14 protein-coding genes are annotated in these 16,095 nt (G+C 54.4%); 1 reads left to right on the top strand and 13 read right to left on the bottom strand.

Annotated elements, in window-relative coordinates; translation table 11 throughout:
* Positions 1–73: 73 nt before the first annotated feature.
* The 9 genes from D3P08_RS09255 to metH all read right to left on the bottom strand — a co-directional run bounded on the left by D3P08_RS09255 (position 74) and on the right by metH (position 13,189).
* Positions 74–1,678 (bottom strand): serine/threonine protein kinase, encoded by a 1,605-nt coding sequence (locus D3P08_RS09255; RefSeq protein ID WP_162848410.1) that lies wholly within the window; start codon positions 1,676–1,678, stop codon positions 74–76.
* Between the two features lie 139 nt (positions 1,679–1,817).
* Positions 1,818–2,834 (bottom strand): SAM-dependent methyltransferase, encoded by a 1,017-nt coding sequence (locus tag D3P08_RS09250; RefSeq protein ID WP_240647390.1) that lies wholly within the window; start codon positions 2,832–2,834, stop codon positions 1,818–1,820.
* Positions 2,835–2,924: 90 nt separating this feature from the next.
* On the bottom strand, positions 2,925–3,266 hold the full coding sequence (locus tag D3P08_RS09245; RefSeq protein WP_119599250.1) for a cyclic-phosphate processing receiver domain-containing protein: 342 nt from the start codon (positions 3,264–3,266) through the stop codon (positions 2,925–2,927).
* A 10-nt stretch (positions 3,267–3,276) separates the two neighbouring features.
* The gene (locus D3P08_RS09240; protein ID WP_119599248.1) at positions 3,277–4,134 is read right to left on the bottom strand and encodes an Fpg/Nei family DNA glycosylase; all 858 of its coding nucleotides are present in this window, start codon (positions 4,132–4,134) and stop codon (positions 3,277–3,279) included.
* Positions 4,135–4,172: 38 nt separating this feature from the next.
* Positions 4,173–4,985, bottom strand: a complete 813-nt coding sequence (locus tag D3P08_RS09235; protein ID WP_119599246.1) for a TIGR01457 family HAD-type hydrolase — start codon at positions 4,983–4,985, stop codon at positions 4,173–4,175.
* Entirely contained in the window at positions 4,982–6,292 is a 1,311-nt protein-coding gene (locus D3P08_RS09230) for a ribonuclease H-like domain-containing protein (RefSeq protein ID WP_119599244.1), read from the bottom strand. The genes D3P08_RS09235 and D3P08_RS09230 overlap by 4 nt, the downstream gene beginning before the upstream one ends.
* Complete coding sequence (locus D3P08_RS09225) at positions 6,289–8,577, bottom strand: DEAD/DEAH box helicase (RefSeq protein WP_119599243.1); 2,289 nt, start codon at positions 8,575–8,577, stop codon at positions 6,289–6,291. Before D3P08_RS09225 ends, D3P08_RS09230 begins: the two co-directional genes overlap by 4 nt.
* Before the next feature lie 125 nt (positions 8,578–8,702).
* The gene (gene rnz / locus D3P08_RS09220; RefSeq protein WP_119599241.1) at positions 8,703–9,662 is read right to left on the bottom strand and encodes a ribonuclease Z; all 960 of its coding nucleotides are present in this window, start codon (positions 9,660–9,662) and stop codon (positions 8,703–8,705) included.
* A 110-nt stretch (positions 9,663–9,772) separates the two neighbouring features.
* Positions 9,773–13,189 (bottom strand): methionine synthase, encoded by a 3,417-nt coding sequence (gene metH, locus D3P08_RS09215; RefSeq protein ID WP_420819026.1) that lies wholly within the window; start codon positions 13,187–13,189, stop codon positions 9,773–9,775.
* Positions 13,190–13,356: 167 nt separating this feature from the next.
* Between metH and D3P08_RS09210 the strand changes: the two genes are divergently transcribed.
* Entirely contained in the window at positions 13,357–13,896 is a 540-nt protein-coding gene (locus D3P08_RS09210; RefSeq protein ID WP_119599239.1) for a 1,2-dihydroxy-3-keto-5-methylthiopentene dioxygenase, read from the top strand.
* Positions 13,897–14,025: 129 nt separating this feature from the next.
* Here the strand turns inward: D3P08_RS09210 and D3P08_RS09205 are convergent, their stop codons facing one another.
* The 4 genes from D3P08_RS09205 to D3P08_RS09190 form a co-directional block, all read right to left on the bottom strand.
* Complete coding sequence (locus D3P08_RS09205; protein ID WP_119599237.1) at positions 14,026–14,811, bottom strand: HAD family hydrolase; 786 nt, start codon at positions 14,809–14,811, stop codon at positions 14,026–14,028.
* Positions 14,812–14,834: 23 nt separating this feature from the next.
* A complete protein-coding gene (locus D3P08_RS09200) occupies positions 14,835–15,341 on the bottom strand; it encodes a hypothetical protein (RefSeq protein WP_119599235.1) in 507 nt (168 codons plus the stop codon).
* Positions 15,342–15,398: 57 nt separating this feature from the next.
* Entirely contained in the window at positions 15,399–15,593 is a 195-nt protein-coding gene (locus D3P08_RS09195; protein WP_119599233.1) for a DUF896 domain-containing protein, read from the bottom strand.
* 178 nt (positions 15,594–15,771) lie between these two features.
* Positions 15,772–16,074 (bottom strand): LysM peptidoglycan-binding domain-containing protein, encoded by a 303-nt coding sequence (locus tag D3P08_RS09190; RefSeq protein ID WP_162848409.1) that lies wholly within the window; start codon positions 16,072–16,074, stop codon positions 15,772–15,774.
* Between the last annotated feature and the right edge of the window lie 21 nt (positions 16,075–16,095).

The raw sequence follows: 16,095 nt of genomic DNA, 5'->3' as shown, positions 1-16,095 counted from the left end.
TTCCAAAATCCCAATAATATTATCATCATAAAGAAGGAATAGTCGAATTGCAAGGGAGCCGCCGCTCGCGCGCTTACTTCCATCCCTCCATAATCCGCTCGCAAATTTTCGAAATCGCCCGCGACAGCCGGTAATCAAGCACGGAATGATCCGTTACCCATTTGCCGCTCCAAAGCATATTGAGAACAGCATCCTGCGGGAGGAGAGGAATCGCCGAAATCGGATGCTCGGGAAACAGCGCGAACCATTCCCTTCTGCCCCGGAAGCGTACATCCTTATTGGCGGCGAAGTGTAAAGAGCCGCCTCTCGTCTTCAGCTCCTCGCCAAGCTTCATGAGCTTTTGAATCTGTCCAACCTGCCATTTGGCGATAAAAGGATCGCCTACCGCAATAACATGCCTGGATTGCTTCAGCCAAAACATCGCGTGCTGATCATGCCAGCTGCTGGAGAAGTCGATCAGATTAACGGTATGTCTGTTCTGCTGGAGCTGCATCTGGAACAAGCGTGCATCCTGGTCCCGGTTCGCTCCTTCCTCAGCCTGAAGCGCAAGCCAATTCACATTTTTTCCGCTCCTCCGCTGGATGAACCGTTCCGAAATACCAGCTATAAGACCGGGCTCTTTGGCATCCTTCTTCGAGTATGGCAGAAGCTCTACCCACTCCGGCTGAACGCCGTAATACTCCAATGCGGTGACCGGAATGCCTTTGCGTCCCAGCATCATCGCCATCGTAATGGCAAGCATGGTCGCTCCCGCCCCAGGGGTAACGGATAGCACGCTTATGATAGGAGGATTCCCGTCAAATCTGCTTGAATCCCAGCGCATCGGCTCCTTTTCGGTCTGCCTTATATGCGAGTCGAAGGAGCGAAGCGCCCGCTCGACCTCGGTCATCGATTGGTAGCGTTGCTCCGGATTCGGCTGCACCATGCGCTCGAGCATCATGCCGAAGGACGATGGGATGTCCTTCGGGAGCTGAAGAACCGGCTGTTTTCGCCCTTCCCTACCAAGCTCGTTTACTAGCCCAGCGCCATTCGAAGCCATATGGTACAGCAGCGCTCCCAGTCCATATATATCGGTGCGGGTGTCGCTTTGCTTGCCCGCTTGCTGCTCCGGAGCGGCGAAGCCAAGCGTCCCCAGCTTGACGGTATCGAACATTTGGCCTTCTTTGTATCGTCTGGAAATACCGAAATCGATTAATTTAACATGTCCTTTGCTGTCAATCATCACATTGGACGGCTTCAGGTCCCGATGGATAATGGCGGACGGCTGGTTATGCAAATAGTGAAGCGCCGAGCATAGCTGCAAACCGATATGCACGAGCTTGGAAAACGGGAATCCGGCGGGAGTCTTCGCCATGATGCCGGCAATCGTGTCCCCCTCTATGTAGTCCATCACTAACGCTTCTAACCCCTGATTCGATTCAGGCGGAAAATAATCTGTAATCAGCGGCAAGTTCGGATGGCTCAAATTCATTAGCGTATGCGCTTCATCCGAAAAAGCGCTTAGCCCGCTTCTTGCAGAGGTCACTTTTATCGCGCGCAGCGTCCCTCCTAGCTTCAGGTCATGCGCAGCGTAGACGATGCCCATGCCGCCTTGTCCGATTATCCGCGCGATGCGGTACCTGCCGCCCAAGATCATTCCCTGCTCCCATGCAGGCAGCACAGCATTTTGCAATCCCATAGCGATCATCTCCCAAACATAAAAAGCACCCCAAAAACGACTGCATACGGCAGAAGTTTTCGGGATGCTTTCCCAAATAATAAGGCATGAAATTGAGCTTATTGTATCATAAGCATACTGAAGCAACAATGCTTGCGGACTATTTTTTACGCATATAAAGCGTTATCTCTTCCCGGTTATGGAACAGCTGCTTCGCCTTCAACACGGCAAATCCGGTTTCAAGACGCTCCTTCACCTCGCGGATCGTCTGAAGCGGCTTGCGATGCATCAGCTTCACGGTAATGATGGCCGTCGCTTGTTCCGCCAGCGAATCCTTTAAATCCAACACCAGCCTGCTCATCAGCATCGGGCTCCAGCTCATATCGCATACAAGAAGATCGAACGAACCCGGGGCCAGCTTCGCCTCGGAGGCGTTGACCTTCAGATGAGTCAATGCCGGGTGATGAAGCAGCGATGGATGCATGTCGGCGGGGTCGATCGCCGTTACGCGCAAGCCGCGCTCCAGCAGGAGCGATGTCCAGCCGCCCGGGGCGGCGCCGATATCGAGCGCCGAGCTGTAATCCCCGTAATGCAAACCAAAGGCGCGCTCCGCTTCGAGCAATTTAAACTTCGCTCGTGAAACCTGTCCTTCTTCCCTTTGGAATCGAACGGCTCCGCCAGGCCAATCCGACAGCATATCCTCCGGTCTGCCGAAGCCAATGTACAGCTTCTGTTCTCCGGCATAAACGGAGATGATCATTTCCGGCTGTTGAACGACCGGCTCCGCGTCTAGCTCCATCAGAACGGCATCAAGCACAGCCTTCGTATCCGATGCGGTATACTGGAATGCGGTTTTCGCGTTCCTTCGAATATGAACGGCGGTCCGTTTATCCGTGAACATCAGCCTGGCATTCCGAATCAGCTCGGAGAGCTTTTCCAAGTCCCCCGCATCGCCCGAAATCGTAAGCGAACGATCAACCGGCTGAATATGCCGGAGAAAGATCGGCTCCTGCTCTTTGATTGCCGCAAGCACCTCAGCCGTCTCGAGCGAGCTGCTCATGACAAACACCTCGCCGGCTGCCAGCTGTAAAAAGCTGACGCCGGGTATTATTCTGCGAAGCTCCTCCATTGCATAGGGAGCATAGCCTTGATTCGCTGTTCCGATCCACTCACTCACGATTAATTTGGCCCTTTCCTAGTTGAAATGAGAAAATCTCTACCGCGTCCCTGTAAACGATATAAGGTCGAATTAATGCATCCGCTTGACTCAATCCCCTGACTCAGCCGCGATCGTGTCCAGCAAGCTTTGCGGCATTGGTCCGCCGTGCAGCAGCACGTGACTCGGAAGATGCTCGGAAAGATAATGGTACATTTGAATTTTTCCCGAAGCGCTCGAGGTGTGCAAATAGATGCGATTCGGATATTTTCCGCTTTGAACCAAATGACGAACGACTTCAAAGCCGGTCGGCTGCCCCCAGCCTAAATCAAAATCCAGCGATAATACATCGATTTGCTCCTCATCGATCAGCAGCTTGCATTCTTCAGACGTTTTGGCAAGCACAAAGCCTTTTGGACAGCTCCGGTAATCATCCAAATAGACATGAATCATGCTTTCCCCCCTAATTCGGTTCCGCATTGTCCCGGGACGAAGGAGCCGCGCCTGCTTCCTGACATGTGTCGCAAGCATATGCTTTGCGCCCGCCTACCGTTAATTTCCGGACCGTGCCGCCGCAGCGCTCGCATGCGTGACCGTCCCGATTATAGACGCGCAGCCGCTCAGCATAGCCCCCCGTCAAAATATCGCCCTCGAACAAAGGCTTGCTGGCCGCTCCGCCATGCGTAATCGAATCCCGAAGCACCGTCCCTACTGCCGCGTACAGACGCTCCCATTCCTCCTGATTTAACGAGGAAACTTTGACTTCCGGGCGAAGACGGGCTTCGAATGCGATTTCGTCGGAATAAACGGTTCCGATCCCCGATATAATGCGATCGTCTATCAGCGCGGTTTTCAGCGCGCTTCTTTTTTTCGCGAATCGTTCGATGAAGCGGTTCAACGTCAATCTTTTGTCGAGCGGATCCGGACCAAATTCCTTCATGTAGGCTTCCAGGCTCTTCACCGACATCAGCGCCGCATCGCCTGCGCGCAAGCCATAAAACGCCAATTGCCGTTCACCGAAGCGGATGACGATGGACGCCTGCGACGGATCCTCCGTTTCCTCCGGGGAGACGCTGCTGCTATAAACGTTTGCGCCTTCCGACAGATGAATCAGCAAGCGTTTGCCGTTATCCAGATGGAAAATAAGGTGCTGCGCTCTGCGCTCGACGAACCAAATCGTCTGACCGACAATATCTTGTTCGCTCGCTTGACCGTCTTGAAAAAGTTGATCGGAATGTATTGTCATTCCCGTTATTTGGGCTCCTGCGAATCGTTCTGCAATCATTGCCCGATAAATGTCCAATTCCGGCAGTTCCTGCATCTAAGCTCCATTCCTCCCTGCGATCGTTCCTATCTCGATCATGAAGGCCGGCTGCCGTTAATGACAGCTATCAGCTCATTCAGATCCTTACATATCAAATCGGGCTTGCAGCCCGCCGCTTCCGCATAACGCTCGTAATTCTGCTCATTGGTCAGGCCTGTGAAAACTAAGGCCGTTCCGCAGCCGGCCGCGATGCCGGCCGCAATATCCGTCGCAAGGTTGTCACCAACCACCCAAGTATTCTCCGCTGCCATTCCTAGCTTCTCTAGCGAATAGTCCATCAAAATCGCCGAGGGCTTGCCGATCACAACCGGGTCCTGCCCGCTTGCGGCCTTGAGCATGGCGCCAATGGAGCCCGCTCCCGGAAGCAGTCCAGTACCGGACGGGAGAAGCAAATCCGGGTTCGTCATGACGAATGCGGCGCCCCCTCGAATGTATTGCACCGCTTTGGCCGCACGGTCGTAAGTCAGCGAACGGTCCAGTCCCTGCACGACAAAATCCGCTTCCGCATCGGTCGGCTTGAGACCGACTTCTATCATTGCATCATACAAGCCGTTCTCCCCGATGATATAAACGGAAGCGCCAGGCGACCGTTCGGCGATGTAACCGGCTGCCGCTTGAGCCGAAGTGCATACCTCCTCCGGCAAAGCGGGTATCCCCATTGCCGTTAGCCGGTCCGCAACCTCCGTTGGCGTAGCCGTCGAATTATTCGTCACATAACGATAAGGCATCTTCGCCTCACGCAGCAGCGCAATCAGACGATCGGCCCCTTCTATTCGGTTCGAGCCGTGGTATAACGTTCCGTCCAGATCGATCAGTAAGCCGTTATTCGTAGTTATTGTGCCCTTCATCCACTCATCCCTCTGCCTTCTTGTTGTCCGAGCTTGCGCCGTAACCGGGTTATCCGGTTGCGAACGGCTTCCGCCTCCGCCCTGCGTTTGCTGTCGCGGCGTCCGTAGCCGATGGCGGCCTCGCTTCGTTCAAGCGCTTGCAAGGCAAAAGCTAGGGCTGACTCTAAATCCTTCGAACGATGCTCATAATACATGGCCAGCTCAATGCAAGCTTCCTTCGCATCTTCGTTATGCTTATCCCCGGCGCGCAAAATGGCTTTCTGCCACAATAACACAGCTCGTTCCCAATTTCCAGCCTTCTTGTCAGCCGCGGCAAGCATTAAAAGCGAAGAAGGAGCTGCCGTTTCCGCGGCGGCCGCCCTCCGGAACAGCTCCTCCGGAAGCGTAGAGCGGCCCATACGCCCTAGCCATAATCCGGTACGCACCAGCTCCTCCGCCTCTACCGGGTAACCGATTCGTTCAAAAACCGTTTCTTGAAGCAGATAACCGAAACGGATCGATAAACAGGTCAGCGACAGCAGATCGCTTTCGTTGTGGCGGAATACCCCTTCAAGCGGGGCCGGATTGCCATCGGCAAGAAACTGAAAATACAGCTGAGGCGCCAGCGAGCCGGGAACATCTTCCATTCTGGCAATGCCGAGGCGCTCCTCTTCAATATGACTTAGCTTCAAGGAAGCGAGCGTATTCCGCCAGATCGAACGGGACGGATGGAGAAAGTCCAAATGTTTGAGCTGCCAGGTCTGCCCTCTCATCGCGTTCATGATCATGCGGTTCTGCACAAGCGGCCAATCAAACGTCTTACCATTATAAGTCGCAAGATAAGAATAATTCCTCAGCTTTGCCTGCAAATCCTGCAGCATGGCATATTCCTCCGCAGGATGCCGGATCAGCGTTTGTTCAATAATGAAGGAGTCCCCGCTCAAATACCCGATGCCGACCATAAACGGAACATTGCCCGCTCCAACGCCGAGCCCCGTCGTCTCCAAATCCAAATAAAGAATCGACTCCGGGGACGGCGTCTCTCGATGGAAGGCCGCCAGCCCCGCAGCAGCCTCCGTCAGTTCGCCGACGGCATGCGTGCCGTGTCGGTGATCCAGCGGATACACTGTTTTACGCAGCAGATAGGCGCCGTATTCGTTGCGCCGCACCCCCACGCCGAAAGAAGACCAGGCGGGGTGCAGCTCCTCCTCTTCCTCATGAGCGCCGCCTTCGACAGTCACGTTTGTAGGCTCCGCGAGCACCGCTTCAACAGAAGAAGAAGCTTCCGTTCCGCGCAGCCGATTCATTCGATTCCGCAATCCGCTCATGCGTTACCACCCGCTTCCCTAAGCAGCTCCAGCGCCTGCTGCTTGCCGAGCAAGCCAACCTCTTCGATCGGCCCGACGCAGGCCGGGCAGCCGCTTAAGCAGCCGCAGGACGTAATCATCGACTCCGCATGGCGAAGCAGCTCGTCATGCACCTCGTACAGCCGTTCGCTCAGCCCGATTCCGCCCGGATACCGGTCGTAGAAATAAATGGTAGGCCGCTGCGTGTGCACCGCCTTTACCTGCGGGACGACACGAATATCGAACGGATCGCACATGAGGTAGAGGGGCGCTAAATGCACGAGGACATTTGCGATGCCTAGCAGCGCATATTGCATTTCGTTTTTGCTTTTACGGGCTGCCGCCTCCTCGCTGAAGGAGAACCAATAGCCGCTTGTGTGGAGCTCCTCCTCCGGCAGATGGATAGGCCCCGAACCGATATTCTCATGCGTGCGGAGACGAATTTTTTTGAAAATCGTCGCTTTGGCATTCACCGTCAGCTCGCCGTATTGGCGCAGCAGCTCTCCCGTCTGCCGTTCTTTGTCAACATGCAGCACCTTCAGCTCGACGGCCAAATTGGCGTCCGTGTAATAATCGACGTCGACTTCGCGCACATAAGCTTTTTTCTCCGGGTAGTCCAGCTTCTCCACTTGATATTGCACGCCTTCGTGGATATAAATCGCTTCCTCGTGGATCAGCGTCGGCGCGCTGAACCGGTCAACCTCCCCTAGAACGCGATGCTCGCTTGTCGTCATGTCGATAATAATGAAGTTTTCCTGCGCTGCCGACCGCAGCGAAATGCCGTGCGCCGGGAACGACTGCTCCATCCAGAACCAGCGGCCGCCGGCGCGGTGCAGCACCTTCTCCTCAACGAGAAACTCCATCATGTCTTCCAGCGGTTCTGAGCCGAACGTCTCTCCTTCTTGGAAGGGAAGCTCGTAAGCCGCGCATTTCACATGGTCGATCAGCACAAGCAGGTTGTCGGGATGAATAAGCGCCCGCTCCGGCGGATGCCCGAAGAAAAAGTCCGGATTCTGAATCATGTATTGATCCAGAGGATTGCTGCTTGCAACGAGGAACGTCACCGAGCTTTCCTGCCGCCTTCCCGCTCGTCCCGACTGCTGCCAAGTGCTCGCGATCGTGCCCGGATAACCGTTCAGCACGCAAGCCTGCAGCTGTCCGATGTCGATGCCGAGCTCCAGCGCGTTCGTGCTGACGACACCGCGAATTTCGCCCGTTCGCAGCCCCTTCTCAATCTCCCGCCTCAGCTTGGGCAGATAGCCGCCGCGGTAGCCGCGAATCGACTTGTCGTCCAGCTTGCCGCGTATAAGCTCCTGCAAGTAAGTAAGCAAAAGCTCCACCCGAACGCGGCTTCTTGCGAACACGATGGTTTGCACGCCTTGCTTTAGAAGCATCGCGGCGAGCTTTTGGGTCTCCAGCACGCTGCTTCGGCGGATACCGAGCTGCTTATTGACCACCGGCGGATTATAAAATATAAAATGCTTCTCGCCTATCGGCGCGCCGTTGTTATCGATCAGCTCCACCTTCTCGCCGATCAGGCGTTCCGCATGCTCGCGCGGATTATCGATCGTCGCTGACGCGCATATAAACTGCGGGTTGGACCCATAAAATTTGCATATACGCTTCAACCGGCGAATGACATTCGCCACATGGCTGCCGAACACCCCGCGGTAAGCGTGCACTTCGTCGATCACGATAAACTTAATATTCTCGAATAGCTTGACCCATTTCGTATGGTGAGGCAGGATTGCCGAATGCAGCATATCCGGGTTCGTCACGACGATATGCCCCGCGTTGCGGATGGCGGTTCTAACGGTCGGCGGCGTATCTCCATCGTATGTATGGGTCTTGATTCCGCTTTCCATCAAATCCGCAAGCGCCTGCAGCTCCGCAACCTGATCCTGCGCGAGCGCTTTCGTCGGAAACAAATAGAGCGCTCTGCCTTCTTCGTTCTGCAGGATGCTCTGTACAACGGGCAAGTTATAGCACAACGTCTTGCCGGAAGCCGTCGGCGTCACGGCGACAACGTGATTGCCCCGTCTTGCGGCCGCGTACGCGTCAGCCTGATGGGAATACAGCCGCTCGATCCCCCGCAGACGGAGCGCCTCGCGCCAAGCGGGATGAAGATCGTCCGGAAGCGGCGCATACTTGGCCTCGCGAGGCGGCAGCGTGCGCCAATGCGTCACGTTCTCCATTACCGATTCATCCGTTTTTAGAAAGCCGAGCCACTCCTCCAGACTGGCCGCTCTTCCCGTCCATTTGTTCATTCGCCGTCAACTCCCCCGCCGTGCCTCTGTTGTGCTGGTATGTACCGTTCAGTAGTGAAAACTATCGCTCTTTATTGTACAGAATACATGTTCGCTCGGCAATGCCATTTTCAGGATACGTCGCGCTATAAGCCGCTTCCTTCCCGATCCGGAAGCGGGCGGCTGATCTCCACCGAGCTGAAGTCCGTGGCCGCGATCACATTCGGGAATACCGCCGCCGCTTCTGCTGCCAGCTTCGCCAGCTCTTCATTGCTGTACCTCCCGCTGAAATGCGTCATCGCCAGCCCCTTCGCGCCGGCTGCAAGAGCCGTTCGCGCCGCTTCCACCGTCGTGCTGTGTCCGAATTCATGGGCTTTCTCCTCCAGCCCGGCGGCAAACGTCGCTTCATGCACGAGAAGGTCGGCTTCTTTCGCCAGCGTCAGCGACATGTCGCATGGACTTGTGTCACCGAGCAAGGTAACGACCCTGCCGCGAATAACGCCGTCCGTCACATCCTCCGGCCGAATTACGGTTCCGTCCTCAAGCGTGACCGTTTCCCCCGATTTTAGCTTGCCGAACAACGGCCCGGCCTTCACGCCAAGCGACTTCGCTTTATCCGCAAGCAGAGGTCCCGGCGTGCTGCGCTCCGCGATCCGGTAGCCGAAGCAAGGCACGCGATGCACGAGCGGCCCCGCGCTGACGCTAAACCTTCCTCCGTCATAAACCGTCGACAGCTCTTCCTCTTCCAGCTCATGAAAGGTTAGATCGTAATCCAGCATCGTCCCGGTCAGCGCGAATACCGTCTCGACATAGCTCTTAATCCCGGCTGGTCCATACAGCGTTACCGGTGTAATGCCGCCTGCGAAGGAGCGGCTGCTGAGCAAGCCGGGCAAACCGTATACATGATCGCCGTGCATGTGCGTGACGAAAACCCGCTCCAGCTTGCTTAGCTTAAGCGGCACATGCATCAGCTGGTGCTGCGTCGCCTCCCCGCAGTCGAACAGCCACCAGCCGGATTCCGAATCCGGCAGCTGCAAAGCCATCGATGTCACGTTCCGCTGCTTGTTCGGTCTGCCGGCTCCCGTTCCCAAAAACCATACTTTCATCCCTTTGCCCTCTTTCCTTCAGCTTTCTGGCGCCATGTCTGCGATGTTAAAGGAGCCCCCCGAGAAGCGATCCTTGGGATCGATCTTCGGAAGGCTCGAACGATGTATTCCTATGCTTTATCCACGTTAAAATATTGCGCTTCCGGATGAGCGAACACCATCGCGGACACGGATGCCTCCGGCTCCATCATGAAGCCTTCGGTCAGCTCAACGCCGATGTCGGACGGCTTCATCAAGTCGAACAGAGGCTCTTGATCCTCAAGGTTCGGACATGCCGGATAGCCGAATGATACCCGGATACCCTGATAACGCGCGCCATGCCGCTGCTTCATCGTCATGTCGGCCGGATCCGGATAACCGCAAATGTCGCGCATCATGTGGTGGACGCGTTCCGCAAGCCCCTCCGCTACCTCAAGCGCGACGGCTTGCAGCGCGTGGGAACGGAGGTAATCGCCTTTATCCTTCCACTCGTTCGCAAGCTCGCGTATCCCTTGACCCGCGGTGACGACGAGGAAGCCGACATAATCCATGACGCCGCTGTCGACGGACTTCAAGAAATCCGCCAAGCACAGGTATGGCTCCACCTGCTGGCGCGGGAACGTAAATCGTTTTATTTCTTTGGTTGGGTCCTGCGGATCATAGATGATGACATCGTTGCCCGAGGATTGCGCCGGGAAGAAGCGGTACATGCCATGCGCCTTCAAATAACCTTGGGCGCTTCCTTCCTTCAAGATGGTGTCTACCGTTTCCTTGAGCTGAACCGCCTTCTCGTTGCCCTCGGCAAGCAGCTTCTCGACCGTGCCCTTTAACCCAAGATGATGGCCGAGCAGCATTTGCATATTCACATAAGGCACGATTTGCGGGATCGGCACATCGCGAAGAATATGGCGCTCCAAATCCGGCGGCGCGAATACCGGCGCGTCCGGATTAATCTTGGAGCGAACCGCGCGCGTCAGCTGAGGCATTGGCTTCTCTTCCGCCTCGTCAGCCGCTCCCGCAGCCTTATAAGCCGCCAGCTCTTCCTCCAGACGCTTGCGATGCTCGGGATCCATCAGCTTGTTCGCGATATCGAGACCGTCCATCGCGTCCTTCGCGTACAAGACAAGTCCGTCATATTCCGGACCGATTCTCGTCTTCGTGAACTTCCGCGTCAGCGCCGCTCCGCCTACCAGAATCGGCGCGTCGATGCCCGCGTTGCGGAGATCCTGCGCCGTCACCACCATCTGCTGGGCAGACTTTACAAGCAGGCCGGACAAGCCGATGGCGTCAACCTTTTCTTTACGGTAGGCTTCGATTAATTGCTCAGGCGGCACTTTGATGCCGAGATTAATGATTTTGTAGCCGTTATTCGACAAAATGATTTCGACCAGGTTTTTGCCGATATCATGCACATCGCCTTTTACCGTTGCAAGGATGATCTTGCCCTTTACCGACGTCTCTTCCTTCTCCATAAACTGCTCGAGATGGCTGACGGACGCTTTCATGACCTCGGCGCTCTGCAGCACCTCCGCAACGATCAGCTCGTTGTTGTTGAACAGCCGGCCGACCTCTTCCATCCCGCGCATAAGCGGACCATTAATGATGTCGAGGGGCGCGTATTTCTTAAGCGCTTCGTCGAGATCCGGAATGAGCCCTTCCTTCGTCCCCTCCACAATATAGGAAGCGAGACGTTCCTCCAGCGTCAGGTTCGAAATCTTCTCCTTCTTCTCAACCTTCTTGTCGCGGAATGCCGCAACAAACGCCGCTAGCGTATCGTCGTTCGTATTGTAGATGAGGTCCTCAGCAAGTCTGCGCTCCTCCTCCGGAATGGAGGCGTATCTTTCCAGCTTTTCCGTATTTACGATCGCGTAATCAAGACCCGCTTTGGTTGCGTGGTACAAGTATACCGAGTTCAGCACCTCGCGTCCCGCGTCAGGCAAACCGAACGAAATGTTGCTGAGACCGAGAATCGTCTTTGTCTCCGGATATTTTTCCTTAATCATGCGAATGCCTTCAAGCGTCTCGACCGCGGAACCGATATATTGCGGGTCTCCGGAGCCGATCGGGAACATATTCGGGTCGAAAATAATGTCCGCCGGATTCACGCCATACTTCTCCGTCAGCAGCTTATAGGCGCGGTCTGCGACTTCCAGCTTCGCTTGCCTCGACACGGCCTGACCGCGCTCATCGATCAGAATCATGACTACAGCCGCGCCGTAACGGTGGATCAGCGGCACGATTTTTTCGAACTTCGACTCGCCGTCCTCCAGGTTAATGGAGTTGATAATCGCTTTGCCCTGCGAATATTTGAGGCCGAGCTCGATAATATGATCGTAGGTGGAGTCCAGCATAAGAGGCGCTTTGATCTTCTTCACGACCTGGGGCAGGAATTGACGCACCGCGTAAGCCTCGTCGATGTCCGTATCCTGCAGGTTGATGTCGATGACATGCGCGCCGCCCTTCACCTGTGACCTGGCGATTTCGGACGCTTCGTCGAATTTTTCTTCTTTTATAAGACGCTTGAATTTACGCGAACCGGAAATGTTCGTTCGTTCTCCGATCATAATCGGACGGTTGTCCGCTTCGATAAAAACGGTGTCGATGCCGGATACGGCGTCAGGATGCTCGCCCATCTTCGTGCGCGGCTCGTATTTCGCCATTGTTTCCGCAATCGCTTGGATGTGGGCAGGAGTCGTGCCGCAGCAGCCGCCGGCAATGTTGAGCCAGCCCTGCTCGGCGAAAGCGGACAGCTTATGCGCCAGCGATTCAGGCGACTCGTGATAGTTGCCGTTCTCGTCGGGCAATCCCGCATTCGGATAGCAGCTGACTGCAGAGTCCGCGATTTCGCTTAGCGTACGGATATGGTCGCGCATAAATTCCGGTCCAGTCGCGCAGTTCAATCCGATCGAAATCGGCTTCAAATGCTCGAGCGAAATGTAGAAGGATTCGATCGTTTGGCCGGCAAGCGTCGTGCCCATCGGCTCGATCGTGCCGGATATCATAATCGGCAGCTCTTTGCCAGTCGTCTCAAAAGCCTTGCGCACGCCGATGCTGCCCGCTTTGACGTTCAGCGTATCTTGGGAGGTTTCTAGCAGTATCGCATCGACGCCCGCTTCGATAAGAGCCAAGGTTTGCTCATAGTAGCTGTCGACAAGCTCGTCGAACGTCACGCCGCCAGTGACCGACAATGTCTTTGTCGTAGGGCCAAGCGCGCCGGCAACGAAGCGCGGCTTGTCCGGCGTGCTGTATTTGTCAGCCGCTTCGCGCGCCAGCTTTGCCGCGGCCAAGTTGATTTCCCGCGCTTTCTCCGGAATATCGTACTCCGCCAGAACGACGCTCGTCGCGCCGAAAGTGTTGGTCTCGATGATGTCTGCACCTGCTGCCAGATATTGCTCATGAATAGAAGAAATGACGTCGGGACGCGTCAATACCAGCATTTCGTTACAGCCGTCAAGCTCCGCCCCGCCGAAATCGGCCTCCGTCAAATTGGCTTGCTGTATCATCGTGCCCATGGCGCCATCCAAAATTAAGATGCGCTCCTTGAGCATTTGTTCTAAGGTCGGTCTCGACAATGTGCTACACCCTTCCCAAAAAATCGTTACAAAATAGTTTAACAGAATCGCCTCATAGTGAAAAGGAATATCATCGACAATCATTCGGTTTTGAATTATAATCATTATATCATTTAATTTCCATTGGAAAAGAGGGAATAACCATGGCTGAGATTCGTATTCGCAATACGGAAGAACGAATTAAAGGGGAAGAAAACGTACGCGCTTTTCTGGAAAGCCAAGAGGTTCTATATGAGCATTGGAATCCTAGCAAGCTTCCAGCTAGCCTGCAAAATAAATTCGTACTGAGCGACGAAGAAAAAGCAGAAATTTTAGCGACATTCGACGAGGAAATCCGCGATCTTGCGGACCGCCGCGGCTACAAAACTTGGGATATCATCTCCCTGTCCGACGCGACTCCTAACCTGGATGAGCTTCTGAAAAAGTTCGAGAACGTGCATACGCACACCGAAGACGAAGTTCGCGCCATTACAGCTGGTAAAGGCATCTTCATTATTAAAGGCACAGACGATGTCGGCTACTTCGACGTTGAACTGGAAGCAGGCGACGTCATTTCCGTTCCGGAGCACAAGCCTCACTTCTTCACGCTGATGGAGAACCGCCAAATCGTAGCAGTTCGCCTCTTCATCGAGACGGAAGGCTGGATCGCTCATCCATACGCAGATCCTGTATTTCAGAAGTAAATCGTTATAAGTGAAGCCCCTCTTATTCGGAGGGGCTTTTCGTTTGAGCGTTCGCAGAATAGGCGATAAGTGAAGGGATCGCTCCTACGCTGCCGTTTCTTCGAAACGATCCCTTCCCGCCGACCCGCGCTACTCCAGCAGTTGAAGGAGCTCTCTCAGGCTCTTAATTTCATGGGTCGGGATGATCTCGTCGGTGCGGGTCATGCCGTGACGGTTGATCCAGACCGAAGTCATGCCGATTGTGTTGGCGCCAAGAATATCGGTTGTCAGCTTATCGCCGACCATAATGCCGTGCTCAGGCTCGATGCCAAGCTTTTCGAGCGCGTGTCTGAAGATGGAAGCCGCGGGCTTACCTTCCCCAAACTCGCCGGAAATAATAATATGATCGAAATAAGGGATGAGAGCCGGTACGCCGTCCAGCTTTTCCTTCTGAAGATCAGGCGAACCGTTTGTTAGCAGCAAAAGCTTGTATTTCCCTTTCAGCTGATCCAGCACTTCGAACGTTTCTTCATAAACAATCGGACGCTTGCGGCGTTCCGCCGGGAACTGCTCCGCCAGCTTGGCGCCAAGCTCCTCATTATCTACGCCAAGCGCCTTCAGGCCGAGCGTCCATGCCGCTTTCCGGTATTCCGGAGCGAGCTTCTGCAGCTTGCGGAACTCCTCTTGCTCGCCTGCCGCAAAATTCGCCCACAAGCCTTCAAACGGATTAATCCCGATCATTTTTGTGAAAGGAAACGTCTCATAGGATTCATAGAGCGCTCTCGCTTCTTTGCGGACTGCAGCCTCGAGCTCCTCCGCGTTCACTCCCGTTGCCTCAGCGCCCGTCTGGCAGGTCGCTTCGAACGCTTCCTTTACGCTTCTATCATCCCATAGCAGCGTGTCGTCCAAATCGAATAATACCGCTTGCTTCGCCATTGCTATCTCTCTCCCCTATTCCCCTATTGTTGTTCGAAAGGAATGTTGTATGTTGCTGCGAACGTTTTTAGCTTGTCCGCCATCTCATCCGTTTTGAAACGGTTCAGCGTACGGGAAAACATCCAGCCCGCGCCTTTCTGCGGCAAAATCGTGACGTATCCCTTCTGTACTCGGATGCTCTTAATATCTTTTGCTCCAAGACGCCGATCTCCCATCATGCGGCGGGATTGCACATAGTCCTTGCCGATCGTTAAATAAGGCCGGCGGAAGAAGAACAATGCCGCAAGCGCAAAATAACAGCCGATCGTCAGCCAGAACATGCCGTCAGACTTGAAATCAGGACTTGTTGAGAAAACGATAATATAAAACAAAACGAACACAATGAGCAAGCTCGGCAATACAAAATTGCGGCCCGTAAATTTATCCTTCTTCTCGGCATTCAGGACAATTTGGCCAGCGCCGTGCTTCTTCCGGTCTTTATTGAGCTTGCCCATATTTTTGCGCACTTTGCGCTCCCATGAACGTGACAAACGTTTTCCTCCTTCATTCGCTGCATCTATGGATCACATTACTCTTAGCCTGCCGGCTTAATGGGTAACGTTGCCTTCCTCATCCTCCACATATTTAATGGAGTCCAGCTGCTGTTTGAAATTCCGTTTGAAATTGTTCAAGTATTGCTGTCTCAGCTCATCCCGCTCTTTTGTTTCTTCATCAGTCAGACCGACGGTTTTATTTTTGCGGGAGAGCTCGTTAATACGCGCGATCAGCTTATCGATATCCACTCGTTCCACTCCTCTCTTGCTGCGGACAACTACTCCTTAATTTGACATTACCAAGGTTGCATTGTCAAGGTGGCACGCGGCCAGGCTCCTTGCATTGGCAACTCTATCATTATAACAGAAAAAAAGAGCGTCACAACGGTCCGCCCCGTGCTACGCTCCTATATTGGTATATACACCTTTACAGCTTCGGAATAATTAACTGCTGACCCGGCTTGATCGTTACGTCCTCAAGATTGTTCCTGCTCTTCATGACGAATACCATATACCCGATGTCTACGCCTTCCTCAGCATGACGGCTAGCAATCGACCATAACGTATCGCCGCTGCCTACGGTTACGGAAACCTCTCCTTCAGCCAACACGTCTCCGCCGGAAGCGTTCGTGCCCATCATTAAAAAGCTTGTAAATAATAGAACCGCCAGCGACACGCAAACGACGATTTTAACTAGATTCGATTTCAGCCAGCCTGCTGCGGCTTTCATATAAGTATGATTCTGAGTAGT

Origin of the sequence: Paenibacillus nanensis (assembly GCF_003583765.1) — a bacterium.
Taxonomy (GTDB): Bacteria; Bacillota; Bacilli; order Paenibacillales; family Paenibacillaceae; genus Pristimantibacillus; species Pristimantibacillus nanensis.
This window is presented reverse-complemented; position numbering and strand designations above follow the sequence as displayed.

Bases quoted from the DNA above. Each gene is read 5' to 3' on its own strand.
- D3P08_RS09255 (WP_162848410.1), bottom strand. From the start codon at position 1,678: ATGGGATTGCAAAATGCTGTGCTGCCTGCATGGGAGCAGGGAATGATC.
- D3P08_RS09245 (WP_119599250.1), bottom strand. From the start codon at position 3,266: ATGATTCATGTCTATTTGGATGATTACCGGAGCTGTCCAAAAGGCTTT.
- D3P08_RS09240 (WP_119599248.1), bottom strand. From the start codon at position 4,134: ATGCAGGAACTGCCGGAATTGGACATTTATCGGGCAATGATTGCAGAA.
- D3P08_RS09235 (WP_119599246.1), bottom strand. From the start codon at position 4,985: ATGAAGGGCACAATAACTACGAATAACGGCTTACTGATCGATCTGGAC.
- D3P08_RS09230 (WP_119599244.1), bottom strand. From the start codon at position 6,292: ATGAGCGGATTGCGGAATCGAATGAATCGGCTGCGCGGAACGGAAGCT.
- D3P08_RS09225 (WP_119599243.1), bottom strand. From the start codon at position 8,577: ATGAACAAATGGACGGGAAGAGCGGCCAGTCTGGAGGAGTGGCTCGGC.
- rnz (WP_119599241.1), bottom strand. From the start codon at position 9,662: ATGAAAGTATGGTTTTTGGGAACGGGAGCCGGCAGACCGAACAAGCAG.
- metH (WP_420819026.1), bottom strand. From the start codon at position 13,189: ATGCTCAAGGAGCGCATCTTAATTTTGGATGGCGCCATGGGCACGATG.
- D3P08_RS09210 (WP_119599239.1), top strand. From the start codon at position 13,357: ATGGCTGAGATTCGTATTCGCAATACGGAAGAACGAATTAAAGGGGAA.
- D3P08_RS09205 (WP_119599237.1), bottom strand. From the start codon at position 14,811: ATGGCGAAGCAAGCGGTATTATTCGATTTGGACGACACGCTGCTATGG.
- D3P08_RS09190 (WP_162848409.1), bottom strand. From the start codon at position 16,074: ATGAAAGCCGCAGCAGGCTGGCTGAAATCGAATCTAGTTAAAATCGTC.